The sequence below is a fragment of the Mesorhizobium sp. BR1-1-4 genome (genome assembly GCF_020165375.1).
Taxonomy (GTDB): Bacteria; Pseudomonadota; Alphaproteobacteria; order Rhizobiales; family Rhizobiaceae; genus Mesorhizobium; species Mesorhizobium australicum.
On sequence record NZ_JAIUIB010000010.1, the window covers coordinates 13,599 to 39,521 of the forward strand.

The window sequence follows — 25,923 nt, forward strand, 5'->3', positions numbered from 1 at the left end:
GCCAATCGCCAGCACCGCGACAAAAGCACCGCAGGCGAAGCTGCCGATCTCCCCCCTTGCGGGGGAGATGGCCGGCAGGCCAGAGGGGGGTGTGACGGAACATCATCGTCGGCGAGCTATCTCCCCTTCCAAACCGGCTCCCGCTTCTCCGCAAACGCGCGGAAACCCTCCATGCCGTCCTCCGACCCGTACAGCGCATCGACCGTCGGCAGCTGCCGGCGCGTCACCTTGTTCATCGCCTCCTGGAAGGTCAGCGATTCCGCCACCCGCGCGGTCTCCTTGATCGCTGCGAACACCAGCGGCGGGCCGCTGGCGAGCAGCCGGGCGATCTCCCAGACGCGGTCCTCGAGCTTCTCCTTGGGCAGCACCTCGTTGACCAGGCCCCAGCGATGCGCCTCGGCGACATCCATCCAGCGGCCGGTGAGCAAAAGGTCCATGGCGACATGATAGGGGATGCGCTTCGGCAGCTTGATCGTCGCCGCGTCGGCCAGCGTGCCGGCGCGGATTTCGGGCAGCGCGAAGGAGGAGTGGTCGGAGGCGTAGATGAGGTCGCAGGACAGCGCCAGCTCGAAGCCGCCGCCCACCGCCATGCCGTTGACGCAGGCGATGACCGGCTTGTTCAGGTCGCGCAATTCCTGCAGCCCGGCGAAACCGCCGACGCCATAGTCGCCGTCCACCGCGTCGCCGCTCGCGGCGGCCTTGAGGTCCCAGCCGGCGCTGAAGAACTTGTCGCCGGCGGTCTTGACGATGGCGACGCGCAGGTCGGGATCGTCGCGGAACGCCTTGAAGGTTTCGCCCATCAGCCGCGATGTTTTCAGGTCGATGGCATTGGCCTTGGGGCGGTCGAGCGTGACCTCGAGGATCAAGCCTTCGCGGCGGGTCGAAATGACGTCAGACATTCTTGTTTTCTCCCAGTACCAGCAATGCATCGGCGATCCAGGCGCCCTTGCCCTCGGAGCAGACGATCAGTGGATTGATGTCGAGTTCCTCGATCTCGCCGGCATTCTCCTGCACGAAACCGGCAATGCCCGCGATGGCGTCGATGGCGGCCTGGACGTCGGCCTTCGGCCGGCCGCGATAGCCCTGGAGCAGCGGGAACAGTTTCAGGCCGCGCAGTGCGGCCTCGATGTCGTCGCGCGTTGCCGGCAGCATCAGCGTGACGCTGTCGCGCAGCAATTCGACCAGCACGCCGCCAGTGCCCAGTGTCATCACGGCGCCGAACATCGGGTCGCGGGTGAAGCCGACGATCAGTTCGGCGACGCCGTCGCGCACCATGCGCTCGACATAGAGCCCGGTGCCGAGCGGCAACAGGTCATGCGCCGCGGTGCTGACCGATTCGGCGTCCTTGAGGTTCAGCCTGACGGCGCCGACCTCGGACTTGTGGGTGACGCCAAGGGCCTTCAGGGCGACGGGGAAGCCGAGCGCCATGGACGAGATCACCGCTTCGACCGCATTGCCGGCGCGTTCGCCTTTTGGCACTGGAAGCCCGGCCTTGATCAGCCGCGCCTTGGCTTGCGCCTCGTCGGGCGTAACATGATCGCCACCGGCCGCGCCCGACGCCGATGTATCCACCGGCTGCGCCTGCGGCTCGCGCCAGGCCCAGCCGATGAAGGCCGCGGCTTGGGCCGCATCCATCGCTTCGGAAATGCCGAACAGCGGCACCATGCCGCGCGCCATCAGCTCGGCGGTGTATTCCTCCGGCAGGTTCTCCGGCAGCGAGGAGACGATGGCGCCATGCGCCTTGTTGGTCTTCAGCGCCGATTCGAAAGCGCGCAGCGTCGCCCACCAGTCGGTCACCGAGCAGCGATCGGGACGCGGGAAGTCGAGCACCAGCATGTTGAGGTCGAAGCCGCCCGACACCATGGCGGTGAAGGTGGCGGTCATCGCCGGCTCGTTGTTCCAGATGAAGGTGTGATAGTCCAGGGGATTGGCCACCGCGACCAGCGGCCCGAGCGTCGATTTGACATGGGCGCGATGGGTGTCGTTCAGGACCGGGAAGTTGACCCATCGGCCTTCGGCGCTGTCGGCCATGACCGATGCCTCGCCGCCCGAACAACTCAGCGACGACAAGGTATATCCAGGCAGCGGGCCGGTGATGTGCAGCAGCTTCAGCGCCTCGATGAAGGAGGGGATGGAATCGACGCGAGCGATGCCAAGCCGCTTCAGGAAGGCGCCGGAAGCAGCGTCCGAGCCGGCAAGCGAAGCGGTGTGCGAGACGGTTGCCTGCCGCGCCTGTTCGGAGCGGCCGACCTTCATGGCGATGATCGGCTTCTTGAGCTCACGTGCCCTTGCCGCCAAGCGCTCGAAGCCGGCTACCGAATCGAACGCCTCGATGTGCAGGCCAAGCGAGGTGACGCGCTCGTCCTCGATCAGGCCGAGCGCCATTTCGGACAGGCCGGTCTGCGCCTGATTGCCTGCGGTCATCAGGAAGGCGATCGGTAGGCCGCGCTTCTGCATCGTCATGTTGATGGCGATGTTGGACGATTGGGTGATGATGGCGACACCCTTGCCGCCCTCTTCCAACCTGATGCCGCCATGCTGGTCTGGCCACAAAAGCGCGCCGTCGGCATAGTTGATCAGGCCGTAGCAGTTCGGTCCGATGATCGGCATCTGGCCGGCGGCGGCCACCAGTTCGGCCTGCAGCCGCTCGCCGTCCTCGTCATAGGCCTCGGTCTCGAGGAAGCCGGCGGCAAAGCAGACGGCGCCGCCGGCGCCGCGTTCGGCCAGCGCCTTGATCACCTCGATGGTGAGGTGCCGGTTGACGCCGACAAAGGCCGCGTCCGGCGCGCCGGGCAAATCGGCGACGGATCGGTAGGCCTTGCGTCCGGCAACTTCGTCCTTGGTTGGGTGCACCGGCCAGATCTCGCCGGCAAAGCCCATCTTGATCGATTGCGCGACGACGGCGGCGGCCTGCACGCCGCCGAACACGGCGATCGATTTGGGGCGCAGGAGGCGTTCAAGTTTATGCATCGATCAAGCCCCGAACGGGCGCAGCAGCGCCCGCGAAATAATATGTCGCTGAATCTCCGACGTGCCTTCCCAGATGCGTTCGACGCGGGCGTCGCGCCAGATGCGCTCCAGCGGCAGGTCATCCATCAGCCCCATGCCACCATGGATCTGGATGGCCTCGTCGGCAACGAAGGCGAGCATTTCGGTGGCCTTCAGCTTGGCCATGGCCATGTCCTGGTCGGTGACGGTTCCCTGATCGTACTTCCAGCCGGCTTCGAACACCATCAGGTCGGCGGCCTTGAGTTCCGTCGCCATGTCGGCGAGCTTGAACGACACGCCCTGGAATTTGCCGATCTGCTGGCCGAACTGCTGGCGCTGCGCGGCATATTCGACCGCATGCCCAAGCGCCCGCTCGGCACGGCCGAGGCAGGTGGCGCCGACCTGCAGGCGCGTGGCGCCGAGCCAGGAATTGGCGACGTCGAAGCCCTTGTGCACCTCGCCCAGAACCTGGGATGCCGGCAGCCGGCAGTCGTCGAATTCGAGAATGGCGTTGGTGTAGCCGCGATGCGAGACGTTGCGATAGCCGTCGCGCACCGTGAATCCCTTGGTGCCCTTGTCGACGAAGAAGGCGGTGATCTTCTTGCGCTTTCCGCGCGGTGAATCCTCTTCGCCCGAGGCCATGAAGACGATGGCGAAATCGGCGAGATCGGCGTGGGAGATAAAATGCTTGGTGCCGTTCAGCACCCAGTCGTCGCCATCCTGCACGGCGGTCGCCTTCATGCCGCGCAGGTCGGAGCCGGCGCCCGGCTCGGTCATCGCCAGGCAGTCCCATTTCTCGCCGCGGATGCAGGGGAAAAGATACTTTTCGCGCTGCTCCGGCGTGCCGGCGAGCAGGATGTTGGAAGGGCGCGCCACGCAGGTCCAGTGCAGCGCGTAATTGGCGCGGCCGAGTTCCTTCTCGTAGAGCAGCCAGGTCACCGTATCGAGCCCCGCGCCGCCGACATCGGCAGGCATGTTGGCGGCATAGAGGCCCGCCTCGATCGCCTTCGCCTTGATCTCCTCGATCAGCTCGCGGCGCAGCACGCCAGTGCGCTCGACCTCGCGCTCGTGCGGATAAAGCTCGTTCTCGACGAAGGCGCGCGTCGTCTCGACAATGAGTTTCTGCTCTTCCGAAAGACCGAAATCCATGGTGTCAGCCCTTCTTCTTTTTCTTCGGCTTTTCGGCTTTCTTCACTGGCTTGGCGGCCCTGGCCCTTTCCGCTGCCTTTGAGGCCACGGGCTTCTTCGCCGCCAGCTTGGCGAGCTGTCTTGTGTAATCCTTGTGCAGCGCGCCGGCGCCCCAGCCCTTGCCCTTGTTCTGCTTCGACAGCGCATCCATGATCGCGACCAGATTGTCGTCGCGGATCTTTTCCAGTTCGCGGATCGACAGGCCGTGCGCCTGGTCGTCAGACTGGGTGGCGATCAGGTCGACCAGCTCATCGTTGAACTCCGGCACGTCCATCAGCTTGGTCCACGGCCATTTCAGGCAGGGCCCGAACTGCGCCATGAAGTGGCGCATGCCGGCCTCGCCGCCGGCAACGCGATAGACCTGGAACATGCCCATCTGCGCCCAGCGCAGGCCGAAGCCGTAGCGCATGATGTCGTCGAGTTCCTCGACCGTGCAGATGCCGTCCTTGATCAGCCACAGCGCCTCGCGCCAGGCGGCTTCGAGCAGGCGGTCGCCGACGAAAGCCTCGATCTCCTTGCGGATGACGACCGGCTTCATGCCGATCGAGGCATAGATTTCCTTGGCGACTTCGATGGCTTCCGGGAAAGTCTGGTCGCCGCCGACGATCTCGACCAGCGGCAGCAGATAGACCGGATTGAACGGATGGCCGACGACCAGCCGTTCCGGGTGCTTCTTCATCGCCACCTGCATGTCGGTCGGCTTGATGCCCGAGGTGGACGAACCGACGATGGCGTTGGCCGGCGCGTGGGTGTCGATCTCGGCCAGCACCTTGTGCTTGAGGTCGAGCCGTTCCGGCACGCTTTCCTGGACGAAGTCGGCATCCGCGACCGCCTCCGCGATCGTCTTGGCGAAGGTCAGCTTGCCCTCTTTCGGCAGGCCGCCGGGCACCATCTGCTTGTAGGCGCGGCGCGCGCCCTTCATCACTTCCGAGACCTTGCGCGAAGCTTCGGGATCGGGATCGAAGATCGACACGTCGATGCCGTTGAGCAGGAGCCGCGCCACCCAGCCGGCGCCGATGACCCCGCCGCCGATGGCGGCCGCCTTGTTGATGATGCTCATTGAGAGGCTCCGGTTCTTGTCCTGGCGGTTTCGGGATCGGTGAGAGGCACGCGCTCGCCGGCGCGGATGACCGAGGGGTCGTAGGCTTTGCGGGCGAAGACTTCGAGCACGAACGGCCGGAAGAAGTCGATCGGTAGCGTCTCATAGTCAGGGTCGAAGCTCGACTGGTCCCAGCGTTCGCAAAACTGGTCGCAATCGTCGAAATAGGCATGGCCGGCGAAACGGTCGCGCGCATGGCGATCGCCGCCGAGATGGTGGGCGTAATAGAGGCGCTGGAAGTCGCCATGCTTTTCCACCACCCAGGTGCATTGCTCGCGCACGAAAGGTTTCAGGATCGAAGCGGCGTATTCGTCGTGATTGTAGGGCGCGTAGATGTCGCCGATGTCGTGCAGCACGGCGCAGGCGATCCAGTCGGTGTCGGCGCCGTCGCGCCAGGCCCGCGTCGCCGCCTGCAGCGAATGACCCAGCCGGGTGATCTTGTAGCCGGACAGGCCTTCGTCGAGCTGCACCAGCGCGTCCAGCAGCCGCTCGCCGGTCCTGGCCGCGTAGTCAATCTCGTGCGCGGTCAGGAACTCGTAGTCTTGCCTGTCGCCATCCTTCATGGCGGTGAATTTTACAGTAGCCATATCGACCCTCCCTGCGAATAATTTATGCCGCGATCGGCGCTCGCTTGGTCAGGTTGAGCTTCTTGCGCACTTCTTCCGGCCCCAGGATCCGGGCGCCGAGATTGGTGACGATCGAGGCGGCACGCTCGACCAATTGCGCATTGGTCGCCAGCACGCCCTTGTCCAGCCACAGATTGTCCTCGAGGCCGACGCGGACGTTGCCGCCGGCGAGCACGGCGGCAGCGGCGTAGGCCATCTGGTTGCGGCCGATGGCGAAAGCCGACCAGTTCCATGTCGACGGCACGTTGTTGACCATCGCCATGAAGGTATTGAGATCGTCGGGCGCCCCCCACGGCACGCCCATGCAGAGCTGCACCAGCGCGTCCGGATCGAGCACCCTTTCCTCGACCAGTTGCTTGGCGAACCAGAGATGTCCGGTGTCGAAGGCCTCGATCTCGGGCTTGACGCCGAGCGCCGTCATCATGCCGCCCATGGCGCGCAGCATGCCGGGCGTGTTGGTCATGACATAGTCGGCCTCGGCGAAATTCATGGTGCCGCAGTCGAGCGTGCAGATTTCCGGCAGGCACTGGCGCACATGTTCCATGCGGTTGGTGGCGCCGCCCATGTCGGTGCCCTTTTCGTTGAGCGGCAGCGGCGCCTCGGGCGAGCCGAACACCATGTCGCCGCCCATGCCGGCGGTGAGGTTCAGGATGACGTCGACATCCGCCGCGCGGATGCGCTCGGTCACCTCGCGGTAGAGATGCACGTCGCGCCTGGGCTTGCCGGTTTCGGGGTCGCGCACATGGCAATGGACGATGGCAGCGCCGGCCTTGGCCGCGTCGATGGCCGAATCGGCGATCTGCTTGGGCGAGCGCGGTACGTGGGGTGAGCGATCCTGCGAGCCGCCGGACCCGGTCACGGCACAGGTAATGAAGACCTCACGGTTCATCGCGAGCGGCATCGAAACTCTCCTCCCATTCGAAACAGTCCCTACCATCGCTCGACTTGATCAAAGCTGCTTTGCGTTTTACGAAGGCCACATGATCAAAAGCGAAAAATCTGTCTTTCGCGCCGAACGTGAGACCCTCAAGGTAACGCTCCTGGTGTTTTCCGGCTCCTCGATCATGTGCGTCGCCTCCGCCGTCGACCCGCTGCGGGCCGCCAATCGCATTTCCGGCGAAACCCTGTTCGATTTCAAGCTGGTCTCGGTGACAGGCGAGGCGCCGGTTACCACCTGCGGCCTGCCGGTGGCGGTCAGCGGCCGTTTCGACGCCAAGGAGACGACCGACGTTCTCGTCGTCGTCGCCGGTTTCGGCACCCAGAATTACGCGACGTCGGCTCTGCTTTCAGGCTTGCGGAGGGCGGCGCGGGCGGCCCGCGCGTGCGGCGGCGTCGAGGCCGGCACCTGGCTGGTGGCGCGCGCCGGCCTGCTGGAGGGCCGCAGCGCAACCACCCATTGGGAAGACATGGAGGATTTTTCGTCGGCTTTTCCCGGCGTCGATGTCCGGCCGGACCGCTATGTAATCGATGGGCCGGTGTTCACCTCGGGCGGCGCCTCGCCGACCTTCGACCTGATGCTGCACTTGATTCGCACGCGACTCGGCATGGCGGTGGCGCTCGATGTCGCCAGCGTCTTCATCTACGACCAGGCGCGTGCCGCGACCGATGCCCAGCCGCTGGTCTCGCTCGGCCGGCTCGACGGCTACGATCCGCGGCTGGCGCAAGCGATCCGCTTGATGGAAGCGCATGTCGACCAGCCGCTGACCATCGACGCGGTGGCCAGGCGCGCCGGGGTGACGGCGCGCACCCTGGAAAGCATCTTTCGCAAGTCGATCGGCGAGACGCCGGGCGCCTACTATCTCAGGCTGCGCCTGGGCGCCGCGCGCCGGCTCGTTGTCGACACCCGGATCGCCATGGCGGACATCGCCGGGCGGACGGGGTTCTCGTCTGCCGCGGCCTTTTCGAGAGCATTTTCAAGGGCTTTTGGCGAAGCCCCTGTCAGGCTTCGCCGAGGTTGAATCCAGGCGGCTCAGGCGGCGTTTTGCCGGTCGCTGCCGCCATCGATCTGCGAGCGCATCTGTCTGGCCAGATGGGTCTCGAAACGGCTGGCAACAGCACGATCCCATTCGTTGGACCGGCGCGCGCCATCCCTGGGATGCGGCATTGCCATCAACCGGTCGATGATCGATCCGGCCTCGCCAGGTGAGAGCAGGGCGTCGATTTCACGTTCGTTCTGCATATCGGTTCGCCTCCTTCTTCCTCTCCCGCCACGAGCCGTATCTATACGAGATTCGTGACGGCAGTTTGAAGGCAAGAGCGAGGTCATTGAGAGGCGGCAAGGGGCAAAACCTTGTCGTCGATTTCAGCATGGCGCGCAGAAAGTTTCCGCGCGCCAAGCTTTCGAATCGCCGGCTTGGATTGCCGACGGTCAGGCAGCGTCAGACGTAGCGGTTGACGATGTTTTCGAGCAGTTCCTGGCGGCCGGAGCGCGGCTGCGGCTCGATCTTCTTCTTCACCACGCGCTCGGCGATCTCTTCCAGCGTCCGCTTGCCCGACAGCATCGCCTTGGCCTCGGCGCTGTTCCAGCCGGCATAGCGCTCGGCGAGCGGACCCGACAGCGCCTTGTCCTCTACCATCTTCGCTGCCGCCTTGAGGCCGCGCGCGCAGGAATCCATGCCGCCGATATGGCCGATCAGCAGGTCCTGCGGGTCGAGCGACTGGCGGCGCAGCTTGGCGTCGAAATTGGTGCCGCCGGTCTTAAAACCGCCGGCCTGGAGCACCTGGTAATATGCCAGCGCCATTTCCGGCACGTTGTTGGGGAACTGGTCGGTGTCCCAGCCCGACTGGTAGTCGTTGCGGTTCATGTCGATCGAGCCGAAGACGCCGAGCGCATTGGCCAGCGCCAGTTCGTGCTCGAAGGAGTGGCCGGCCAGGATGGCGTGGCCCTGCTCGATGTTGAGCTTGACCTCCTTCTCCAGGCCGAAGCGCTTGAGGAAGCCGTATACGGTCGCGACGTCGTAGTCATACTGGTGTTTTGTCGGCTCCTGCGGCTTCGGCTCGATCAGGATCGTGCCCTTGAAGCCGATCTTGTGCTTGTAGTCGACGACGAGGTTCAGGAAACGGCCGGCCTGCTCCTGCTCGCGGGAAAGGTCGGTGTTGAGCAACGTCTCATAACCCTCGCGCCCGCCCCACAGCACGTAGTTCTCGCCCTTCAGCCGCTTGGTGACGTCGATGCAGCTCTTCACCGTCGCGGCCGCGTAGGCGAACACATCCGGATCGGGATTGGTCGCCGCGCCCGACATGAAGCGGCGGTTTGAGAACAGGTTCGCCGTGCCCCACAAAAGCTTGACGCCGGTCTGCTTCATCTTGCCGGCGAAATAATCGGCGATCTCATCGAGGCGGGCCGCACTTTCGGAGAAATCCTTGCCCTCGGGCCGCACATCGGCGTCGTGGAAGCAGAAATAGGGAGCGCCGAGCAGCGAGAACATCTCGAAGGCGACATCGGCTTTGAGTTTCGCCAGTTCCATCGTGTCGATCCCGCCGGCCTTGGGGAACCAGGGACGGTCGAAGGTCTGGCCGCCGAACGGGTCGCCGCCCGGCCAGGCGAAGGAATGCCAGTAGGCGACGGCAAAGCGCAGATGGTCTTCCAGCCGCTTGCCGGCCACCACTTCGTCGGGATTGTAGAAACGGTAGGCCAGCGGATTGGTCGAATCCGGTCCTTCATATTTGATTGTCTGGATATCGCCGAAAAAGCCGCTGCTCATGGTTCTCTTCCTCTCCAAGATAGGTTTGCCCGATTACCTCAGGCGTAATTGGTTTCACGCCGGCGCTGGTCGAAAACAGTCCTGTCCAAACCGTCAAACGAAGGAGACAGACCATGACCGACCTCAACACGATCGCCCTGAACTACATCACCGCCTGGAACGAAAGCGATGCCGACCGCCGGGCGGCCTTGCTCAAGGCTGTCTTCACCGAGGACGTCAGCTATCGCGATCCGCTCATGCAGGGCGACGGCCATGAAGGCGTCGCGGCGCTGATCGGCGGCGTCCAGCAGCGCTTTGCCGGCTTCCGCTTCTCGCTGAAGGGCACGCCGGACGGCTTTGCCGACAAGATCCGCTTCTCCTGGAATCTCGGGCCCGAGGGCACTGCTTCCGTCATCGAAGGCACCGACATCGGCATCATCGAGAACGGCCGCCTGAAGAGCGTCACCGGCTTCCTCGACAAGGTGCCGGCGCAGTGAGGTCTTGCTGGCAAGTTGAGTGGCTCCCACGCTTACAGTAGTTGCTTGTCCAATCTGTAGAGGGGACCGATTGGCGAAGTCGGCGCCGCCCCTCATCGCCCTGCCGGGCACTTCTCCCCGTATAGTGACGGGGAGAAGGGGGCCGGCGGCAATCTCGACGCCTTTCCTGCGACGTTGGTGATTGGCGAAACCAGCAATGACAGCGCCCCTCTCCCCGTCTCTATACGGGGAGAGGATGCCGGCAGGCAGGTGAGGGGCAGCGCCAGCGCCCGGACGAAAGGAATGGGACAAGCGCCAACTCACGCGGTTACGGCCTTGATCGCCGGATAGAGCGCGCGGTATCGGTGATAGGCATCGGCGAAGGCGCCGCCAAGAGCCGCATCCGGCTCGATCGTGGCATCTGTCCTCGGCGCGGAGCACACGGCCAGCGGATCGGCGCCGGTCGCGGCGATCAGGCCAAGTCTGGCCGCTCCAAACGCAGCGCCGAAATCGCCATCAGCCGGAATATCCACCGGCAATTGCAGCGCGGTGGCGATCGCCTTCAGCCAGTACCGCGAGCGCGAGCCGCCGCCGATCGCGGTCACGCGCGTCAAGGTTGTGCCGGCGGTTTTCAATGCCTCCAGGCTGTCGCGGAAGGCAAAGGCGACGCCTTCGAGCACGGCCTGTGTCAGCACTGCGCGGCCCGATTCATGCGCCAGGCCGGTGAACGAGCCGCGAATGGCCGAATCATTGTGTGGTGTCCGCTCGCCCGAGAGATAGGGCAGGAAGGATACGCCTGTCGGCGCCTTCAGCATCTCGCCAAGTTCCGATGTCAGTTCGCCCGCGCCCTTGCCCGTGATCTCCGACAGCCAGTTGAGCGAATCGGTTGCCGACAGGATGACGCCCATCTGGTGCCAGGTGTTGGGCAGCGCATGGCAGAAGGTGTGCACCGCGCTGGCCGGGTTGGGCAGATAGGCGGCGTTGGCGGCAAACAGCACACCCGATGTGCCGAGCGAGACAAAAGCGTGGCCGGCGCCGACCGTGCCCATGCCGCAGGCGGAAGCCGCATTGTCGCCGGCCCCGCCAGCCACCGGAGTGCCGGCCGCGATGCCCCACCGCGACGCGAGTTCGGCGCGCAGGGCGCCGGCTTTTTCCGTGCCCTCGACCAGCGACGGCATCTGCTTTTCCTCAAGCGAGGTCGCAGCGAGCAGTTCCGCCGACCAGCGCCGCTTGCCGACATCGAGCCAGGATGTGCCGGCCGAATCCGACATTTCCGAAATGTAGTCGCCGGTCAGCCAGAGCCGCAGGAAATCCTTGGGCAAAAGCACCTTTGCCACCTTGGCGAAGACAGCGGGTTCGTTGTTCTTCACCCAGGCGAGCTTGGGCGCGGTGAAGCCGGGAAAGACGATGTTGCCGGTGAGCGCGCGGAAGCGCGGATCGGCGTCCAGTGCCGCCGCCTCGACATGGCTGCGCGTATCGTTCCACAGGATACAGGGGCGCAACACCTGATCGGCCGCATCGAGCAAGGTCGCGCCATGCATCTGGCCCGACAGGCCGATGCCCTTGACTGCCGCGAACTGCCCGGGATGTGCCGCCTTCAGGTCGGCGATCGCATCTTCGCAGGCGCGTATCCAGTGCAGGGGATCCTGCTCGGACCAGCCCGGATGAGGCCGAGAAACATCAAGCGTACCATGGCCGGAGCCGATGACGCCCTGTCCGGCATCGATCAGCAGCGCCTTGACGCCCGATGTGCCCAGGTCGAGGCCGAGATACATGGTTTCCTCCCACGTTCTTATTTTTTTCGGAACCCGAAAAATATGTTTGAGCCAGTTTTTAAGGCAAGATCCGCTCCGGGTCAATTCTCTGACAAATCGGCGGCACGTCTCGAAAACAGCGCCGACAGCGGACTGTCCGGGCGTGCGGTCGAGCGCTCCGTCGTCAGCGCCCTGGCCAGTGCACCGTCGCCGGCGCGCAGGGCGGCTTCTATCAGCGTCAGATCGATGACGTCGCGCTGCGCGTGGCTGCCGCCAAAGCGATGGGCGATGGCCCGGATCGGCCGGATCAGTCGGATGGTTTCGGCGTAGTTGCCCTCTCCGAACGCCTTGATCGCAAGCGTCAGGGGATGGCCGACATCCCGCGTGAAAGCGGCATTGTCGTCACCGCCCCGCATCGCTTCGCGCTGTGCCTCGAGCAAGGTCCGGGCCGGAGCATCGAGCCCGGCGCCGACAAAGGCCATCATCGCATGGGCGTCGTTGAAGGCATAGTTGGAGGCAGCGGCCTTGGGCACCCAATTGGCGGCAAGCGCCGTCCAGCGGTCGCCGACATCGATGCCGCCGAGATGAAGCCGCCACAGGATCGCCGATGCGTCGACCATGTTGAGCGCCAGCGTCGATCTGCTGCCGTAGATCGGCCCGTCATGGAGCGCCAGCACCTCGCCGGTCTCGCCGAGATCGTAGTGGAACAGCGCCAGGTGCCACCAATTGTGGACCTGGAGGAAGCTCTCCTTCGTCCAGGCTTCGGGATCGGTACGCATCCAGGCGATCCCGTCCCTTTGCCGGCTTTGCATCTCCATCACATGCGCGACCGCATGTTGCGCCCAGCCATCGCGCGGTTCGATCTCGACCGCCGTACGGCCGAGCCTTTCGGCCTGCGCATACTCAGCCATCTCTTCGAGCCCGAAGGCCTGCATGCCGAGAATGGCGTGATACCCCGGCATGTCCGCCTGCCATAATGGCAAAGCGCGGGCGATGCGGTCGCGCAGCATGCGGGCGTTGCCGGTGAAGAAATCGACCTGGTGTCCGACCTGAAGCGCCACGGCGTCGAGCGGAAAATCGATCGCTATGTCCTGCAGAATGCCGGAGGCCTGATGCCAGCGCCCGTTGGCGAGGTGGCCGAGGGCCGAGACATGCGCCCGCTCACGCGTTGTCGCGGCAAGCGGCAGCGCCGCCTCGTGGCAGATCCTGGCCACGGCCGTCGCCTCCGGTTCGGTGGCAAGGCCGAAAAGGTAGCCCTTGAAGACATGCGCCATGACAAAACCGGGGTCCTGCGCGATGGCGCGATCGACGGATTTCACGGGATCGCCAATGAAACACTGCAATTCGCGCACGGCCTGGCCGTAGGGCGCGAATCCAGCTTCCGTCGCGCCCGAAAATGCCAGGCCAAATGCGTCCCTGATGGCCATGCGAGAGTCCCTGGTCGAGGTCCGATGGGCATGATGCCCACGGTCCAGCGTGATCTTAAAGCATAGGCCACGGCTACGCCATTTCACGAGTCGCGCCGCGGCATGTCAGACATTTTTGCAGTTCATCAACCATGGGAGACAGAATAGGCTTTGTAAAACTGGACGAATTGTGGCTTGATTGCGGCGCGGGTAAGGGGCTTGAAATCGCGATCTGAGAGGGGACGCGATGCGGCATTTTGAAATACAGGTTCCGAACAGCGGTTCGGAGCACATTGGCAGGGCTGTTTCTTTGCCGCAGCGAAAGCCCAGACGGATCAATGCTGGGTTTATTAGCTTACTTGCAACTACGACCCTTATGTTGCTGCCGAACTCCGCGGCCCTGGCGGCATGCCTGCTGGTTCCGTCTCCGGGCAATGACGTCTTCACTTGCGATAGTGGCGATTCGGGCGGCAGCCTCAACGACACCATCGGCAACAACACGCTGAACTTTCCCGCCGGCGGCACCGGCCAGGTGAGCGGTAACGTCACCTTCGGCCCGGGCACGGACCGCATCAACATGCAGTCCGGCACCATCACCGGCACGGTCGATCAGGGCGACGGCACGGATTTCTTCACCATCGGCGGCGGCACCGTCGCCGGCAATGTCCAGCAGGGCGCAGGCATTGACGACTTCAACATGAGCGGCGGCCAGATTGGTTCCCTGAACCAGGGCGACGGGTTGGACACCTTCACCATGAGCGGCGGGCGCATCGTCGATTTCTTCGACGACGGCGACCGTGCCGTGATGACCGACGGCCGCATCGGCCGCGTCAACATGAAGCTCGACAAGAACTATTTCAATATGTCGGGCGGCATCATCGACCGCAACCTGGTCACCGGCTTCGACCAGGACACCATCATTCTCTCCGGCGGCACGATCGGCGGCAACATCAGCGTCAGCGGCGGTAACGACAGCGTGACGATCACGGGCGGCACCGTCGGCGGCGATGTGCTGATGAGCTTCGGAGCCGACAGTTTCGTCTGGAATGGCGGCGGCATCATCTATGGCGCCGTCGACCTCGGCGGCGACAACGATACGGCAAAGCTGAGCAACCTGACCAATGCCAATCTGGGCGGCGCCGACGCGCTGAATGGCGGTCTCGGCACCGACACGCTGACCTTCGACAACGTCAAGCTCGACGGCATCAGCCGGGTCCAGAACTGGGAAACTATCGACGCCACCAACGACACCGAACTCACGCTGGACGGCAATCTGGTGCTTGGAGACAGCGGCACCGGCACGGGATCGCTCAATGTCGATGCCGCGAGCACGCTCTATGGCGGCGGCTTCAACGCATCGATCCAGGCCTTTACGTCGGGCCAGCTTGCGGACGTCGTCAATGCCGGCCGCATCGACCTAACCAATGGCAGTACCGGCGCGACGGACCGGCTGACGATTTCGGGCAATTACACCGGGCTCGGCGGCCTGCTGCTCATCCAGACCGAGCTCGGCGATGATTCGTCGGCGTCGGACAGGCTGGTGCTTTCGGGCGGCACGGCTTCCGGCTCGACCGGCATCGCGGTGGTCAATGTCGGCGGCGCGGGGGCCGAAACGATGCAGGACGGCATCATGGTCGTCCAGGCGGTCAACGGCGCCACCTCCACCTCAAGCGCCTTCGCGCTCGACGTGCCGGTCGCGGCAGGCGCCTTCGAATATTATCTGTTCAAGGGTGGCGTCACCGCAGGCAGCGCGGAGAACTGGTATCTGCGCTCGTCGCTGATAACCCCGACATCGCCGGCCGCGGCGCCGCCGGCGGCAGAACCAACACCCGCGCCGGAACCGGTGCCGCCCGAGACCGAACCTCCGCCGCCGCCATCCGCGCTGCCGCCGGTGCCGGCGCCGACCGAGGGCGACATCAACACTCCGCCGGCCGACCCGACGCCGCCCGTGCAGGCTAGCGATCCGGTGCCCGTGCCGCCGCCACCGCCGCCGCCGGCGCCGGCGGCTGATCCACCGCCACCGCCCCCGCCGGTCCCGACCGCCGTGCCCGATCTTCCGATGCCCGCGGCAGGGGAGGAAATCCTGCTCTATCGCGTCGAGGTGCCGGTCTATTCCGCGGTGCCGCCTGTGGCCGAGCATCTGGCGATGACGACACTTGGCACCTTCCATGAGCGGCGCGGCGAACAGAGCCTGTTGTCGAACACGGAGCTGTCGCCGGTCTGGGGCCGCATCTACGGCCAGGACGCGAAGATGGGCTGGTCGGGAACGGTGTCGCCGTCCTTCGACGGCACCTTGTTCGGCCTGCAGGCGGGCTTCGACGTCTTCGGACGCGAAACCGCGTCGGGCGGGATCGATCGCGCCGGCCTGTTCGTCGCCTATGCCAGCATGAAGGGCGATGTGCGCGGCCAGGCGCTGGGGCGGAATGATCTGTCCGTCGGCGGCATCGATGTCAGCGGCGCCAGCGTCGGCGGTTACTGGACCCGCATCGGCCAAGGCGGCTGGTACCTCGACGGCGTCCTCATGGCCACCTTCTTCGGCGGCGACGCGACGTCGTCGCGCAACGTCGGCATCGACATTGGCGGAACAGGTGTCACCGCCTCGCTGGAGGGCGGCTACCCCATTGCGCTGGCGCAGGGCTGGACGCTCGAACCGCAGGCGCAACTGATCTGGCAGCATCTGTCGCTCGACGATGCCAAGGATCGTTTCTCGTCGGTTTCCTTCGATAGCGAGGGCAGCGTCACCGGCCGGATCGGGGCTCGGCTGCAGGGCGAGTCCGTTGTCAATGGAATAGCGCTGCAGCCCTACCTCAAGGCCAATATCTGGCATGATTTTGGCGGCACCGATCGTGTCAGTTTCGACACCACCGACATCTCGACGGAGGGCAGGTCGACCTCGTTCGAGTTCGGCGGCGGTATCGTCGCCAAGGTGACGGACAAGGTCAGCATCTTTGCCACCGGCGACTACACCACCAATCTCGGCGGCGACAAACGCCGCATCCTCGAGGGCAATCTGGGCTTCAGCGTAAAATGGTGAGGCCCTCCGGGCCTCACCCGCGTCGGGACATCAACTGCCGGAACGCATCGCCACCGTGGCGATGCCGGCGCCGACCAGGAGCGTGCCGCCGGTACGGTTGAAGATGCGGATCGCCTTGGGATTGCGGACCACGTTGCGGGCGCGTGCCGCGATCAGCGCGTAACCGAAAGCGTTGGCGAAGGCGAGCGCCAGGAAGGTCGTCTCGAAGATCAGCATCTGCGTCCGGAAGTCGGCATGCCGGTCGAGGAACTGCGGCAGGAAGGCGACGAAGAAGGTGATGCTTTTCGGGTTGAGCGCGGTGACCAGCCAGGCATGCGCCATCATCTTGGCCGACGACACCGCGTCGGTGCGGGGTTCGGCCTTCAGCGCGCCGCCGGCGCGGAACAGTTTCACGCCGAGATAAATCAGATAGCCGGCGCCGATCAGTTTCAGGGTGGTGAAGACACCAGCCGAAGCGGCAAGCAGCGCGCCGATGCCCAGCATCGACAAGGTCATGGCGGTGAAGTCGCCGAGCGCCACGCCGACCGCCATCGGCAAAGCGGTGCGCCAGCCCTGGCCCAGCGCATAGGAGACGACCAGAAGGATCGTCGGGCCCGGGATGATGAGGAGGATGGTCGACGCGGCAGCGAAGGCGGCCCAGTTTTCGAAGGACATGCTCGTCTCCTTTGAGCTCAAGGAAGAGGATAAATCCTTGGGTCCCGAAGAATGTAAAGGGTCCAATCCTAGTTTTCGCGTATTCCGGCCGGGCAACCGGCACGACTCTTACGGGACCGCGACGTCAATTGCGCCAGCGGCAAAAAGCTTGATGACGGTTTCAACGTCTTGCAGATGTTTAATGGCGACCGCGCGGGAGGGCGGAGCGGCGCCTCGGCAAAGCGCAAACGCAAGCAGCGCAAGGCATTCACGCTTTATCAACCATGAATGATGAAAATGCCCACTATCCGGCCGGACCGTGCTTCCCGCCGACAGCGTAGGGTTGGGTATATGGGTGAGTTGCCGCAAGGTCCGACGCCGCCACGAAACGGCGACGCAGTCGAAACCGATCTTCTTCTTTCCCGCCGCGCCGTCCTGTCCGGGGCGGGCGCTTTGGCCTTGCTCGGCGTCGCCGGCTGCTCGACCTCGGGTGGTGGCGATCTGCCGGCGCTGCAGCTCGACGATACGGTCACCGGTTCGGTGCCGATCCGGCCCTCGATCAGTGTCGACAAGAACATCACCAGCCCCGACGTCATGTATGCCTCCTTGACGGATAACGGCTTCAACGTGCCCGAGGTGCCTTATCTCAAGGTCAAGCCGGAGTTCCGTCGCCAGATCGTCGTCGATACGACCGGCGAGGCGCCCGGCACCATCGTCGTGCATCTCAAGGAACGCATGCTCTATCTCGTCCAGCCGGGTGGCGACGCCATCCGCTACGGCGTCGGCATCGGCAAGGACGGTTTCCGCTGGTCCGGCCGCGCCAACATCCAGTACGGCAGGGAGTGGCCGACCTGGACGCCGCCGCCCGAAATGATCCAGCGCAAGCCGGAACTGGTGAAGTGGCAGGGCGGCCAGCCCGGCGGCCTGACCAATCCGCTCGGTGCGCGCGCGCTCTACATCTACCAGGACGGCAAGGACACCGGCTACCGCATCCATGGCTCGCCCGAATGGTGGAGCATCGGCCAGGCGATGTCGTCGGGCTGCGTGCGCCTGATCAACCAGGACATCATCGACCTCTACAGCCGGGTGTCGAAGAAAAACCCCGTCGTCGTCATGTGATCGTCCAGCCCTCCGTTTCTCCCGTTGCGCGATGCGGCAAGACAGGCCAAGGTGACCTGAAAACCATCGCCTAGAGCCGGATGATTTCAGGTCCGTTCGACCTGAAATCCGAATCCGTCTCTTTCGGCGTCATGCCCTAGGGAGACATCAAGCATGGCTGGAACTTTCGTCATCGCGCAGGGCGGCGGCCCGACCGCCGTCATCAACCAGACGGTCGTGGGCGCCGCGCTGGAGATCCGCAGGCGCCATCCCGGTGCCAAGGTGCTGGGCTCCCTGCACGGCGTGCGCGGCATCCGTGACGGCAACTATGTCGACCTCTCCGCCATCCCGGAGGACCGGCTGCGGCTGATCGCCGGAACGCCGAGCGCCGCCCTCGGGTCGACGCGCGACAAGCCGGATGCCGCCTATTGCGAGGTCATCTTGAAGGGCCTGCAGAAGGCGGGCGCCGACGCTTTCATCTATATCGGCGGCAACGACACCTCGGGCACGCAGCAGATCCTGACCGATGCCGCCGGCGGCAAGATCGCTTTCGTCCATGCGCCGAAGACCATCGACAACGATCTCGAGGAAAACGACCATACGCCGGGCTTCATGTCCGCGGCCGAATTCGTCGCTGGCGCCTTCCTGTCCGTCGATCTCGATTTTCGCGCGCTTCCCGGCATCTATGTCGGCATCGTCATGGGCCGCCATGCCGGCTTCCTGACCGCGGCGTCGGCGGCCTGGCAGCTCGATTCCGACAGCGGCCCGCATCTGGTCTACGTCCCGGAGCGGCCGTTCTCCGCCGCCGGCTTCATCGACGACGTGCGCGCCACGCTCGACCGCCACAAGCGCTGCATCGTCGCCGTGTCGGAAGGCGTCAGCACCGCCGACGGCAAGGCACTGGTCGAAAGCCTGGTGCCGGCGGACAAGCTCGAGCGCGACCAGCACGGCAACGTCAAACTCTCGGGCAGCGACCTGCCGGCGGCGCTCGAACGGGCATTGGCCGAGGGGCTGCCGGGCAAGCGTGCCCGCGTCGACGCACTCGGCTACATGCCGCGCGGCTATGTCGGCTCCATCAGCCCGGTCGATGCGCAGGAGGCCTTCGATGCCGGCGCTTTTGCCGTCGGCGTCGCCGAACAGGGCGGCGGCTCGGTGGCGCTGCAATATGATGGCAGCAAGATAGTGCTGAAGAAGGTGCCGCTGAAGAACGTCGCCGGCAAGACCCGCCACATGCCCGACGATTTCATGAAGCCCGACGCCAACCAGCTGTCCGAGGCCGGAATGGCCTATCTCAAGCGGCTGGTGCCGGAAAAATACAAGGTCGGAAAGCCGTTCGTCTGATGCCCGGTCCGCTTGATGCCCGGCTCACACCCGATGCCCGGCTCACACTTGATGAATAGCTGGTTCTCCAGGCGCATCGTCGACGGCAGGACGACGATGCTGACCGAGCCGTTCGTGCACGACTATGTGCGCGCCAATATCTGGCATTTCACCGGCCGCGACGCCGACCTTCTGGTCGACACCGGGATGGGCATCTGTCCGCTGGCGCCGGAGATAAGGACGCCCGAAGGCAAGCCGCTTCTGGTCGTCGCCACCCATATCCACCTCGACCATGTCGGCTCGCTGCACGAATTTCCGCTGCGGGCCGGGCCAAGGATGAGCGCAGCGCAATTCGAGAGCATGGATGAGGCCGCGACTTACGCCTACATGTTCCACGATCTCGAGGGCGCCGTTTCGAAATTGCCGGCGCCTGGCTGGAAGTCGGCCGACTATGCGATAGCGCCGGCACCGTTGACGCGTATGCTCGACGAAGGCGACGTGGTCGATCTAGGAGACCGCCGGTTTCGGGTGCTGCATCTCCCCGGACATTCGCCGGATTCGATCGCGCTTTTCGATGAGGCCGACGGCCTGTTTTTCAGCGGCGACGCCATCTATGACGACACGCTGATCGACGATTTGCCGGATTCCGACCGGGAGGCCTATCGCAACACGATGCGCCGGCTGCTCGACCTGCCGATCAGGATCGGCCATGGCGGCCACGGCCCGAGCTTCGACGGCGGGCGCATGCGCGAAATCGCGTCGGCCTATCTGCGATCCGTAAGCGCACTCTGAATTAAATCTTCGTAAGGTCGGGCTAAAACCCTAAATCGCGCAGATCGGCGCCCTAGATAGTTGTTGTCGATCCGGCCGGCTGCCATGCGTGGCGAGGCAGGCAACCCGGGCCGTCGGCACGCTGACGGGCACTTCTCCCAGGAAGACCCGCGGCGCGGATCAACCCCTCGCCCGGACAGAACGACCATGTCAAACCTGAGCATTCTTCGTAGGCATCGCATCGCCGCCCTGCTGGGCGCCGCGCTGCTGGTTTCTCCCTTTGTCGTCTCATTCGCCGACAGCGCGAACGGCGTCGGCACGGGCAACACGGTTGCAACGACGCAGACCCCCGTTGCCGGGACCACGGCCCCCAGCGGTTCGTTGGCGCCGATCGTGGCCACGACCAAGCCGGCCGTCGTGACCGTGACCACGGTCATGAAAGGACAGCCGGAAGCAATGAACGAAGCGTCGCCCTTCGATGGCGCCTCGCCCTTCGACGACTATTTCCGCCAGTTCTTCGGCGATCAGGGCATGCCCGCTCCCAAGACGCCTCCGCAACAGCGGTTGCCGCGGGCCGAAGCGCTCGGTTCGGGCTTCATCGTCGGTGCCGACGGCACCATCGTCACCAACAACCATGTCGTCGACGGCGCTTCCTCGATAAAGGTCACGCTCGACGACGGCACGGAGCTCCCGGCCAAGCTGGTCGGTCACGATGCCAAGAACGACCTCGCCGTGCTGAAGATCAACGCCGGCAAGTCGTTGCCAACCGTGAAGTGGGGCGACTCCGACAAGCTCATGACAGGCGACCAGGTGCTGGCGATCGGCAATCCGTTCGGCATCGGCACCACGGTAACGGCCGGTATCGTCTCGGCGCGTGGCCGCGACCTGCATAGCGGGCCCTTCGACGATTTCATCCAGATAGACGCGCCGATCAATCACGGCAATTCCGGCGGCCCGCTGGTGGACGTCAACGGGAATGTCGTCGGCATCAACACGGCGATCTATTCGCCCAATGGCGGCAGCGTCGGTGTCGGTTTCGCCATTCCGTCGGACCAGGCCGAGAAGGTGGTCGCCAAGCTGATGAAGGGCGGCAACATCGAATACGGCTATCTCGGCGTCGAGATCCAGCCCGTCACCCCGGATGTGGCAAGCGCCATCGGGCTGGACCGTCCCAGCGGTGCCTTGGTCTCGCAGGTCAATGACGGCTCGCCCGCGGCCAAGGCCGGCGTCGAGACCGGTGACGTCATCACCGGCTTCGCTGGCCAGGACGTCAAGGATCCCAAGGACCTGTCACGAGCCGTCGCCGACGTCGCGCCGGGTGCCAAGGAGAGACTGGATGTCTGGCGCAAGGGCAAGGCCATGCAGATCTCGGTGGAGGTCGGGCGCAACAGCGACGATGTGAAAACGGCATCGACGGATGACTCGAGCGCGCCGGGCACCGGGCAGGGTTCCCGCGTGCCGGCCGTCGGCCTCGGCTTGATGGATATCACGCCGGACATCCGCCAGCAGATGAACCTCCCCGAGAACGAGCACGGCGCGGTGGTTGCGAGCGTCAATCCCGACAAGCCGGCAGCGACTGCCGGCATCCAGCCGGGCGATGTCATCGTCGCCGTCAACCAGGCTCCGGTGAAGAGCGCCAGGCAGGTGACCCAAGCGATTGCCCAAGCCGGCAAATCCGGACGCAAATCGGTGCTGCTTCTGGTCGAGCGTGGTGACACCCAGATCTATGTCGCCGTGCCGTTCGCCAATGGCTGACACATAAACAGCGGCGTGGCGGGCTTGTGGAGCGCCCGCTACGCCCAGTCTATCGGCTACAACTTGCGCAGCGCCACTTCCTCGATCAGGTGGTCGGCGCCCTTGCGCAGGATCAAGTCGGCGCGGGCACGCGTCGGCAGGATGTTTTCGCGCAGGTTCTTCAGGTTGATGTTGGTCCACAGGCCCTCGGCGATCGCCTTGGCCGCATCCTCCGACAGCTGCGAATAGCGGTGGAAGAAGGAGTCCGGATCGCGGAAGGCGGTTTCGCGCAGCCGCATGAAGCGGGAAATATACCAATTGTGAATCAGCTTCTCGTCGGCATCGATATAGATGGCGAAGTCGAAGAAGTCCGACAGGAAGGGCACGATCTTGCCGTCCTGCGGCAGCTTGCCCGGCTGCAGCACGTTGATGCCTTCGAAGATCAGGATGTCGGGCCGGTCGATGGTGACGAACTCGCCGGGGATGACGTCATAGGTAAGGTGCGAATAGACCGGCGCGCGGACATCGGGCAACGCCGACTTGATACCGGAGAGGAAACGCAGCAGCGCGCCGACATCGTAGCTGTCGGGGAAACCCTTGCGCTCCATCAGGTTTTCGCGGCGCAGCACCTCGTTGGGCAGCAGGAAGCCGTCCGTGGTGATGAGGTCGACCTTGGGGCTCGACGGCCATCGCGCCAGCAATTCCTTCAGCACGCGCGCCGTGGTCGATTTGCCGACCGCGACAGAACCGGCAATGCCGATGATGAAAGGCGTTTTGGCCACGTCGGCGGCGTTGAAGAAAGCCTGGCGCTGCCGGAACAGAAGCTGGCTCGCCTCGACATGCGCCGACAAAAGCCGCGACAAGGACAGATAGATGCGCTTGACCTCTTCGAGGTCGACCGGGTCATTGAGCGAACGCAGGCGGCGGAACTCGTCCTCGCTCAGCGTCAGCGGCGTATCGGCGCGGAACCGCGACCATTGCTCGGCCGAGAAGAAGCGAAACGGAGAGTATTTCTCGGTTGGCGCGAGCTGATCCATCGAGATACCTGCCCTCCCTCCCGATCAGCCCTTGGGCCGCGACGCCTTCTCGGCGATGCCCGAACGCCCGGTACGGGCTTCAAGCTCCTTGAGCACGTCGTTCAACGGGACACCCGAGATGCCGAGAACGACAAGCCAATGATATATAAGATCGGCGCTTTCGGAAACGAGGCCCTGTTTGTCGCCCTTGACTGCGGCGATCACGGTCTCGACCGCCTCCTCGCCGAGCTTTTGCGCCGCCTTGTCGATGCCCCGGGCGTAAAGCTTGGCCGTCCACGAATCCGGATCGCCGGAATGGGCGCGGTCGCTGACGATTTTTTCCAGGTCGGAGAGCGAAAACTCGGCCATGTCGATCTATCTTCTTGTTTAAGCCGGGTTTTTCCCGAAAGCCGGCTTCGGGAGCATGCTCTAGGACCTGTTGCCCAGCGAGTCCAGCCGCATCGGCAGGCCGGCCTTGGCCATATGCGCCTTGGCTTCGGCGATGGTGTAGGTGCCGAAATGGAAGATGGAGGCCGCCAGCACAGCACCCGCATGGCCGTCGCGAATGCCTTCGACCATGTGGTCGAGCGTGCCGACGCCACCCGAAGCGATGACCGGCGCGCGCACCGCGTCCGACACCGCGCGGGTCAGCGCGATGTCGTAGCCGGCCTTGGTGCCGTCGCGGTTCATCGAGGTCAACAGGATCTCGCCGGCGCCGCGATCGACCATTTTCCGCGCGAATTCCACGGCGTCGATGCCGGTCTTCTCGCGCCCGCCATGGGTGAAGATCTCCCAGCGGTCGGCCTCGCCGGGGCCGGAGACTTTCTTGGCGTCGATGGCGACGACGATGCATTGGTTGCCGAACTTGTCGGCGGCTTCGGCGACGAAATCCGGGTTCTTCACCGCCGCCGTGTTGATCGACACCTTGTCGGCCCCCGCCAGCAGCAATTTTCGGATGTCGGCCACCTGGCGCACGCCGCCGCCGACGGTCAGCGGCATGAAGCATTGTTCCGCGGTGCGGGCGATGACGTCGAAGATGGTCTCGCGATTGTCCGACGAAGCGGTGATGTCGAGAAAGCAAAGTTCGTCGGCGCCGGCGGCATCATAGGCCTTGGCGGCCTCCACGGGATCGCCGGCGTCGATGAGGTCGACGAAATTGACGCCCTTGACGACACGGCCGTCCTTGACGTCGAGGCAAGGGATGACGCGGGCCTTCAGCATCAGCGGCCCTCTATCGTGGCAAGCAGATCGTTGAGCAGCTGGCCGACCAGCGGCGGCACATCGGCCTGCGCATCGAAGGCCGGATCGTAAGCGGAAACGGTGATGCCGACGACCGGTACCGCAAGCGCCATGGCGCAGGCCGCGTCGCGCAGCTGCTCCGGGTTCGGTCCGCCTGCGGTGACGTAGCGGTTGGCCTGCAGCGCCTTGGGGTCGTGCACGTCGAGATCGAGATGCATGTGCACGCTGTTGGCGCCGGCGGCCTTCAGTTTTTCCGTCGCTTGCGCCACGCCTGGACATTCCGTCCGGATGACTGGCAATGTTTCGAGAAGGTTTTCCTCCGCCGGATCGAGATCGCGGGCGTTGAGGAGCACGCAGCGCGCGGGATCGATCGGCCTGAAGCCGGGAATGGCGGCCGCCATCGGACGCCAGCACAGGCCGAGCACCGTCGACAGCGCCATGCCGTCGAGAAAGCCGTAGACGGACGTCTCGGGCGTGTTGAGGTCGCCATGCTGGTCTGCCCAGATGATCGCGTCGGCGCCTTCGCCGGCGACCGCGCCGGCTGACGTCAGGCAGTTTCCGGCCAGCACGATGGGAAACCGGCCCCTGTCGCGGGCCATGCGGACCTCGCCCGAGACGGCGTTGCAGACGGCAAAACCCGTGGCGATCTCGCGCTCCTGGCCGTCGCCGACCCTGCCGATATCCTCGACCGTGACGTCGTGGCCGGCAAGGGTCAGGGCATCGACAAGCCCGCCCGATATCAGCGCGTCGGGCCCCTGGCCCATGCCGCCATGATAGTGGCCGCTGTCATAGGAGGCCAGGATGAGCGAAACCTTCACGACCGCGTCTCCATCGCCGGCCGGCCCCGCAGGATGGCCAGCGCCTCTGTGGGATCGATGCGGCCGTCATAGAGGGCACGGCCCGAGATCGCGCCTTCGAGTTTTTTCGCATCGGGCATGGTCATGCGCACGATGTCGGCGATCGAGGCCAGTCCGCCCGAGGCGATGACCGGGATCGACACGGCGTCGGCAAGGTCGATGGTGGCGTCCCAGTTGATGCCGGTCAGCACGCCGTCGCGGTCGATGTCGGTATAGATGATGGCGGCGACGCCCGCGCCTTCGAATTTCCTCGCCAGTTCGATGACGCCGAGGCTCGAGGCTTCCGCCCAGCCTTCGACCGCCACCTTGCCGCCCTTGGCGTCGATGCCGACGGCGACCTTGCCCGGAAATGCCTTGCAGGCCTGCCTTACCAGATCGGGATCGCGCACCGCCACCGTGCCGAGAATGACGCGGGCCAGCCCACGGTCGAGCCAATCCTCGATCTGCTCCAGCGTGCGAATGCCGCCGCCGAGCTGCACCGGGTTCCTGGTCGCCTTCAGGATGGCTCCGACCGCGGCGCTGTTTACGCTCTGGCCCTGGAAGGCGCCGTTCAAGTCGACGACATGCAGCCACTCGAAGCCCTGCTCTTCAAAGGCTTTTGCCTGCGCGGCGGGGTCATCATTGTAGATCGTCGCGGTCGCCATATCGCCGTGCTTCAGCCGCACGCATTGGCCGTCCTTGAGGTCGATGGCTGGAAACAGGATCACTCAGGCACCCTCGACGATCGCGAAATGTCCGGTCGAAGCCACCAGCCTGTTCTGCAACGCTGTCTGGTAGGCTGGCGATCGATAGCAGCTGAGCGCGGTTTCATAAGAGTCGAACTCGACCACCACCTGCCTGTCAAATTCCGATCCTTCGGGATTGGTCACTTGTCCGCCGCGCACAAGATAGCGGCCTCCGAAAGACGAAACCGCGTCGCCGATGGCGTCGCGGTAACGCTGATATCCTTCCGGGTCTGTCACCGTCAGCATTACCAGCCAATAGCCCTTCTTGCTCATGGT

General features: G+C 64.7%; 24 protein-coding genes. 7 read left to right on the forward strand and 17 right to left on the reverse strand.

Annotated features, from left to right (window positions below):
* Window positions 1-116: 116 nt before the first annotated feature.
* The 6 genes from LB571_RS21380 to LB571_RS21405 are packed head-to-tail and all read right to left on the reverse strand — an operon-like array spanning window position 117 to window position 6,802.
* A complete protein-coding gene (locus LB571_RS21380; protein WP_140620564.1) occupies window positions 117-899 on the reverse strand; it encodes a carnitinyl-CoA dehydratase in 783 nt (260 codons plus the stop codon).
* Window positions 892-2,970 (reverse strand): acetate--CoA ligase family protein, encoded by a 2,079-nt coding sequence (locus LB571_RS21385; RefSeq protein WP_224597750.1) that lies wholly within the window; start codon window positions 2,968-2,970, stop codon window positions 892-894. The genes LB571_RS21380 and LB571_RS21385 overlap by 8 nt, the downstream gene beginning before the upstream one ends.
* Before the next feature lie 3 nt (window positions 2,971-2,973).
* Window positions 2,974-4,137 (reverse strand): acyl-CoA dehydrogenase family protein, encoded by a 1,164-nt coding sequence (locus LB571_RS21390; protein ID WP_023772121.1) that lies wholly within the window; start codon window positions 4,135-4,137, stop codon window positions 2,974-2,976.
* Window positions 4,138-4,141: 4 nt separating this feature from the next.
* Window positions 4,142-5,236 (reverse strand): carnitine 3-dehydrogenase, encoded by a 1,095-nt coding sequence (locus tag LB571_RS21395; protein WP_140660234.1) that lies wholly within the window; start codon window positions 5,234-5,236, stop codon window positions 4,142-4,144.
* Window positions 5,233-5,862 (reverse strand): HD domain-containing protein, encoded by a 630-nt coding sequence (locus tag LB571_RS21400; protein ID WP_140660233.1) that lies wholly within the window; start codon window positions 5,860-5,862, stop codon window positions 5,233-5,235. The genes LB571_RS21395 and LB571_RS21400 overlap by 4 nt, the downstream gene beginning before the upstream one ends.
* A 22-nt stretch (window positions 5,863-5,884) precedes the next feature.
* Window positions 5,885-6,802, reverse strand: coding sequence for a 3-keto-5-aminohexanoate cleavage protein (locus tag LB571_RS21405; RefSeq protein ID WP_140875929.1), 918 nt, complete (start codon window positions 6,800-6,802; stop codon window positions 5,885-5,887).
* A 79-nt stretch (window positions 6,803-6,881) separates the two neighbouring features.
* Here LB571_RS21405 and LB571_RS21410 point away from each other — a divergent pair, with 79 nt between their 5' ends.
* Window positions 6,882-7,859 (forward strand): GlxA family transcriptional regulator, encoded by a 978-nt coding sequence (locus LB571_RS21410; RefSeq protein ID WP_224597752.1) that lies wholly within the window; start codon window positions 6,882-6,884, stop codon window positions 7,857-7,859.
* Window positions 7,860-7,870: 11 nt separating this feature from the next.
* Here the strand turns inward: LB571_RS21410 and LB571_RS21415 are convergent, their stop codons facing one another.
* On the reverse strand, window positions 7,871-8,080 hold the full coding sequence (locus LB571_RS21415; protein ID WP_015314600.1) for a hypothetical protein: 210 nt from the start codon (window positions 8,078-8,080) through the stop codon (window positions 7,871-7,873).
* A 199-nt stretch (window positions 8,081-8,279) separates the two neighbouring features.
* Window positions 8,280-9,605 (reverse strand): xylose isomerase, encoded by a 1,326-nt coding sequence (gene xylA / locus LB571_RS21420; RefSeq protein WP_224597755.1) that lies wholly within the window; start codon window positions 9,603-9,605, stop codon window positions 8,280-8,282.
* Between the two features lie 113 nt (window positions 9,606-9,718).
* On the opposite strand from xylA, the gene LB571_RS21425 reads away from it, so the two are divergent.
* Complete coding sequence (locus tag LB571_RS21425) at window positions 9,719-10,081, forward strand: nuclear transport factor 2 family protein (protein ID WP_140620574.1); 363 nt, start codon at window positions 9,719-9,721, stop codon at window positions 10,079-10,081.
* Window positions 10,082-10,380: 299 nt separating this feature from the next.
* Here the strand turns inward: LB571_RS21425 and xylB are convergent, their stop codons facing one another.
* Together xylB and LB571_RS21435 are read right to left on the reverse strand one after the other, a co-directional pair.
* Window positions 10,381-11,835 carry a xylulokinase gene (xylB, locus tag LB571_RS21430; RefSeq protein ID WP_140620576.1) on the reverse strand — a complete coding sequence of 485 codons (1,455 nt, stop codon included), beginning with the start codon at window positions 11,833-11,835 and terminating at the stop codon, window positions 10,381-10,383.
* A gap of 80 nt (window positions 11,836-11,915) precedes the next feature.
* Entirely contained in the window at window positions 11,916-13,241 is a 1,326-nt protein-coding gene (locus LB571_RS21435) for a tetratricopeptide repeat protein (protein ID WP_224597757.1), read from the reverse strand.
* A gap of 355 nt (window positions 13,242-13,596) precedes the next feature.
* On the opposite strand from LB571_RS21435, the gene LB571_RS21440 reads away from it, so the two are divergent.
* The gene (locus tag LB571_RS21440; protein WP_411969725.1) at window positions 13,597-16,254 is read left to right on the forward strand and encodes an autotransporter outer membrane beta-barrel domain-containing protein; all 2,658 of its coding nucleotides are present in this window, start codon (window positions 13,597-13,599) and stop codon (window positions 16,252-16,254) included.
* A 30-nt stretch (window positions 16,255-16,284) separates the two neighbouring features.
* Here LB571_RS21440 and LB571_RS21445 read toward each other — a convergent pair whose 3' ends face one another.
* Window positions 16,285-16,908, reverse strand: coding sequence for a LysE family translocator (locus tag LB571_RS21445; protein ID WP_224597761.1), 624 nt, complete (start codon window positions 16,906-16,908; stop codon window positions 16,285-16,287).
* A gap of 330 nt (window positions 16,909-17,238) precedes the next feature.
* Between LB571_RS21445 and LB571_RS21450 the strand changes: the two genes are divergently transcribed.
* The 4 genes from LB571_RS21450 to LB571_RS21465 all read left to right on the forward strand — a co-directional run bounded on the left by LB571_RS21450 (window position 17,239) and on the right by LB571_RS21465 (window position 21,831).
* A complete protein-coding gene (locus LB571_RS21450) occupies window positions 17,239-18,006 on the forward strand; it encodes a L,D-transpeptidase (RefSeq protein ID WP_224597763.1) in 768 nt (255 codons plus the stop codon).
* 153 nt (window positions 18,007-18,159) lie between these two features.
* Window positions 18,160-19,326 carry a diphosphate--fructose-6-phosphate 1-phosphotransferase gene (locus tag LB571_RS21455; protein ID WP_015314592.1) on the forward strand — a complete coding sequence of 389 codons (1,167 nt, stop codon included), beginning with the start codon at window positions 18,160-18,162 and terminating at the stop codon, window positions 19,324-19,326.
* 51 nt (window positions 19,327-19,377) lie between these two features.
* Window positions 19,378-20,097: an MBL fold metallo-hydrolase gene (locus tag LB571_RS21460; RefSeq protein WP_140711860.1), complete on the forward strand. Its 720-nt coding sequence runs from the start codon at window positions 19,378-19,380 to the stop codon at window positions 20,095-20,097.
* A 186-nt stretch (window positions 20,098-20,283) separates the two neighbouring features.
* Entirely contained in the window at window positions 20,284-21,831 is a 1,548-nt protein-coding gene (locus tag LB571_RS21465; RefSeq protein WP_224597766.1) for a DegQ family serine endoprotease, read from the forward strand.
* Between the two features lie 56 nt (window positions 21,832-21,887).
* Here the strand turns inward: LB571_RS21465 and coaA are convergent, their stop codons facing one another.
* The 6 genes from coaA to LB571_RS21495 are packed head-to-tail and all read right to left on the reverse strand — an operon-like array spanning window position 21,888 to window position 25,920.
* Window positions 21,888-22,847 (reverse strand): type I pantothenate kinase, encoded by a 960-nt coding sequence (gene coaA, locus LB571_RS21470; RefSeq protein ID WP_140660227.1) that lies wholly within the window; start codon window positions 22,845-22,847, stop codon window positions 21,888-21,890.
* Between the two features lie 24 nt (window positions 22,848-22,871).
* Window positions 22,872-23,195 (reverse strand): phosphoribosyl-ATP diphosphatase, encoded by a 324-nt coding sequence (locus LB571_RS21475; RefSeq protein ID WP_015314588.1) that lies wholly within the window; start codon window positions 23,193-23,195, stop codon window positions 22,872-22,874.
* Between the two features lie 60 nt (window positions 23,196-23,255).
* Entirely contained in the window at window positions 23,256-24,050 is a 795-nt protein-coding gene (gene hisF / locus LB571_RS21480) for an imidazole glycerol phosphate synthase subunit HisF (protein ID WP_041163598.1), read from the reverse strand.
* A complete protein-coding gene (locus LB571_RS21485) occupies window positions 24,047-24,883 on the reverse strand; it encodes an arginase family protein (protein ID WP_224597767.1) in 837 nt (278 codons plus the stop codon). The genes hisF and LB571_RS21485 overlap by 4 nt, the downstream gene beginning before the upstream one ends.
* Complete coding sequence (hisA, locus tag LB571_RS21490) at window positions 24,880-25,629, reverse strand: 1-(5-phosphoribosyl)-5-[(5-phosphoribosylamino)methylideneamino]imidazole-4-carboxamide isomerase (RefSeq protein ID WP_224597784.1); 750 nt, start codon at window positions 25,627-25,629, stop codon at window positions 24,880-24,882. The genes LB571_RS21485 and hisA overlap by 4 nt, the downstream gene beginning before the upstream one ends.
* Window positions 25,630-25,920 (reverse strand): DUF1330 domain-containing protein, encoded by a 291-nt coding sequence (locus LB571_RS21495; protein ID WP_224597787.1) that lies wholly within the window; start codon window positions 25,918-25,920, stop codon window positions 25,630-25,632.
* Between the last annotated feature and the right edge of the window lie 3 nt (window positions 25,921-25,923).

Coding starts and splice junctions, on each gene's coding strand:
- LB571_RS21380 (WP_140620564.1), bottom strand. CDS start 899: ATGTCTGACGTCATTTCGACCCGCCGCGAAGGCTTGATCCTCGAGGTC.
- LB571_RS21385 (WP_224597750.1), bottom strand. CDS start 2,970: ATGCATAAACTTGAACGCCTCCTGCGCCCCAAATCGATCGCCGTGTTC.
- LB571_RS21390 (WP_023772121.1), bottom strand. CDS start 4,137: ATGGATTTCGGTCTTTCGGAAGAGCAGAAACTCATTGTCGAGACGACG.
- LB571_RS21395 (WP_140660234.1), bottom strand. CDS start 5,236: ATGAGCATCATCAACAAGGCGGCCGCCATCGGCGGCGGGGTCATCGGC.
- LB571_RS21400 (WP_140660233.1), bottom strand. CDS start 5,862: ATGGCTACTGTAAAATTCACCGCCATGAAGGATGGCGACAGGCAAGAC.
- LB571_RS21405 (WP_140875929.1), bottom strand. CDS start 6,802: ATGCCGCTCGCGATGAACCGTGAGGTCTTCATTACCTGTGCCGTGACC.
- LB571_RS21410 (WP_224597752.1), top strand. CDS start 6,882: ATGATCAAAAGCGAAAAATCTGTCTTTCGCGCCGAACGTGAGACCCTC.
- LB571_RS21415 (WP_015314600.1), bottom strand. CDS start 8,080: ATGCAGAACGAACGTGAAATCGACGCCCTGCTCTCACCTGGCGAGGCC.
- xylA (WP_224597755.1), bottom strand. CDS start 9,605: ATGAGCAGCGGCTTTTTCGGCGATATCCAGACAATCAAATATGAAGGA.
- LB571_RS21425 (WP_140620574.1), top strand. CDS start 9,719: ATGACCGACCTCAACACGATCGCCCTGAACTACATCACCGCCTGGAAC.
- xylB (WP_140620576.1), bottom strand. CDS start 11,835: ATGTATCTCGGCCTCGACCTGGGCACATCGGGCGTCAAGGCGCTGCTG.
- LB571_RS21435 (WP_224597757.1), bottom strand. CDS start 13,241: ATGGCCATCAGGGACGCATTTGGCCTGGCATTTTCGGGCGCGACGGAA.
- LB571_RS21440 (WP_411969725.1), top strand. CDS start 13,597: ATGTTGCTGCCGAACTCCGCGGCCCTGGCGGCATGCCTGCTGGTTCCG.
- LB571_RS21445 (WP_224597761.1), bottom strand. CDS start 16,908: ATGTCCTTCGAAAACTGGGCCGCCTTCGCTGCCGCGTCGACCATCCTC.
- LB571_RS21450 (WP_224597763.1), top strand. CDS start 17,239: ATGGGTGAGTTGCCGCAAGGTCCGACGCCGCCACGAAACGGCGACGCA.
- LB571_RS21455 (WP_015314592.1), top strand. CDS start 18,160: ATGGCTGGAACTTTCGTCATCGCGCAGGGCGGCGGCCCGACCGCCGTC.
- LB571_RS21460 (WP_140711860.1), top strand. CDS start 19,378: ATGAATAGCTGGTTCTCCAGGCGCATCGTCGACGGCAGGACGACGATG.
- LB571_RS21465 (WP_224597766.1), top strand. CDS start 20,284: ATGTCAAACCTGAGCATTCTTCGTAGGCATCGCATCGCCGCCCTGCTG.
- coaA (WP_140660227.1), bottom strand. CDS start 22,847: ATGGATCAGCTCGCGCCAACCGAGAAATACTCTCCGTTTCGCTTCTTC.
- LB571_RS21475 (WP_015314588.1), bottom strand. CDS start 23,195: ATGGCCGAGTTTTCGCTCTCCGACCTGGAAAAAATCGTCAGCGACCGC.
- LB571_RS21495 (WP_224597787.1), bottom strand. CDS start 25,920: ATGAGCAAGAAGGGCTATTGGCTGGTAATGCTGACGGTGACAGACCCG.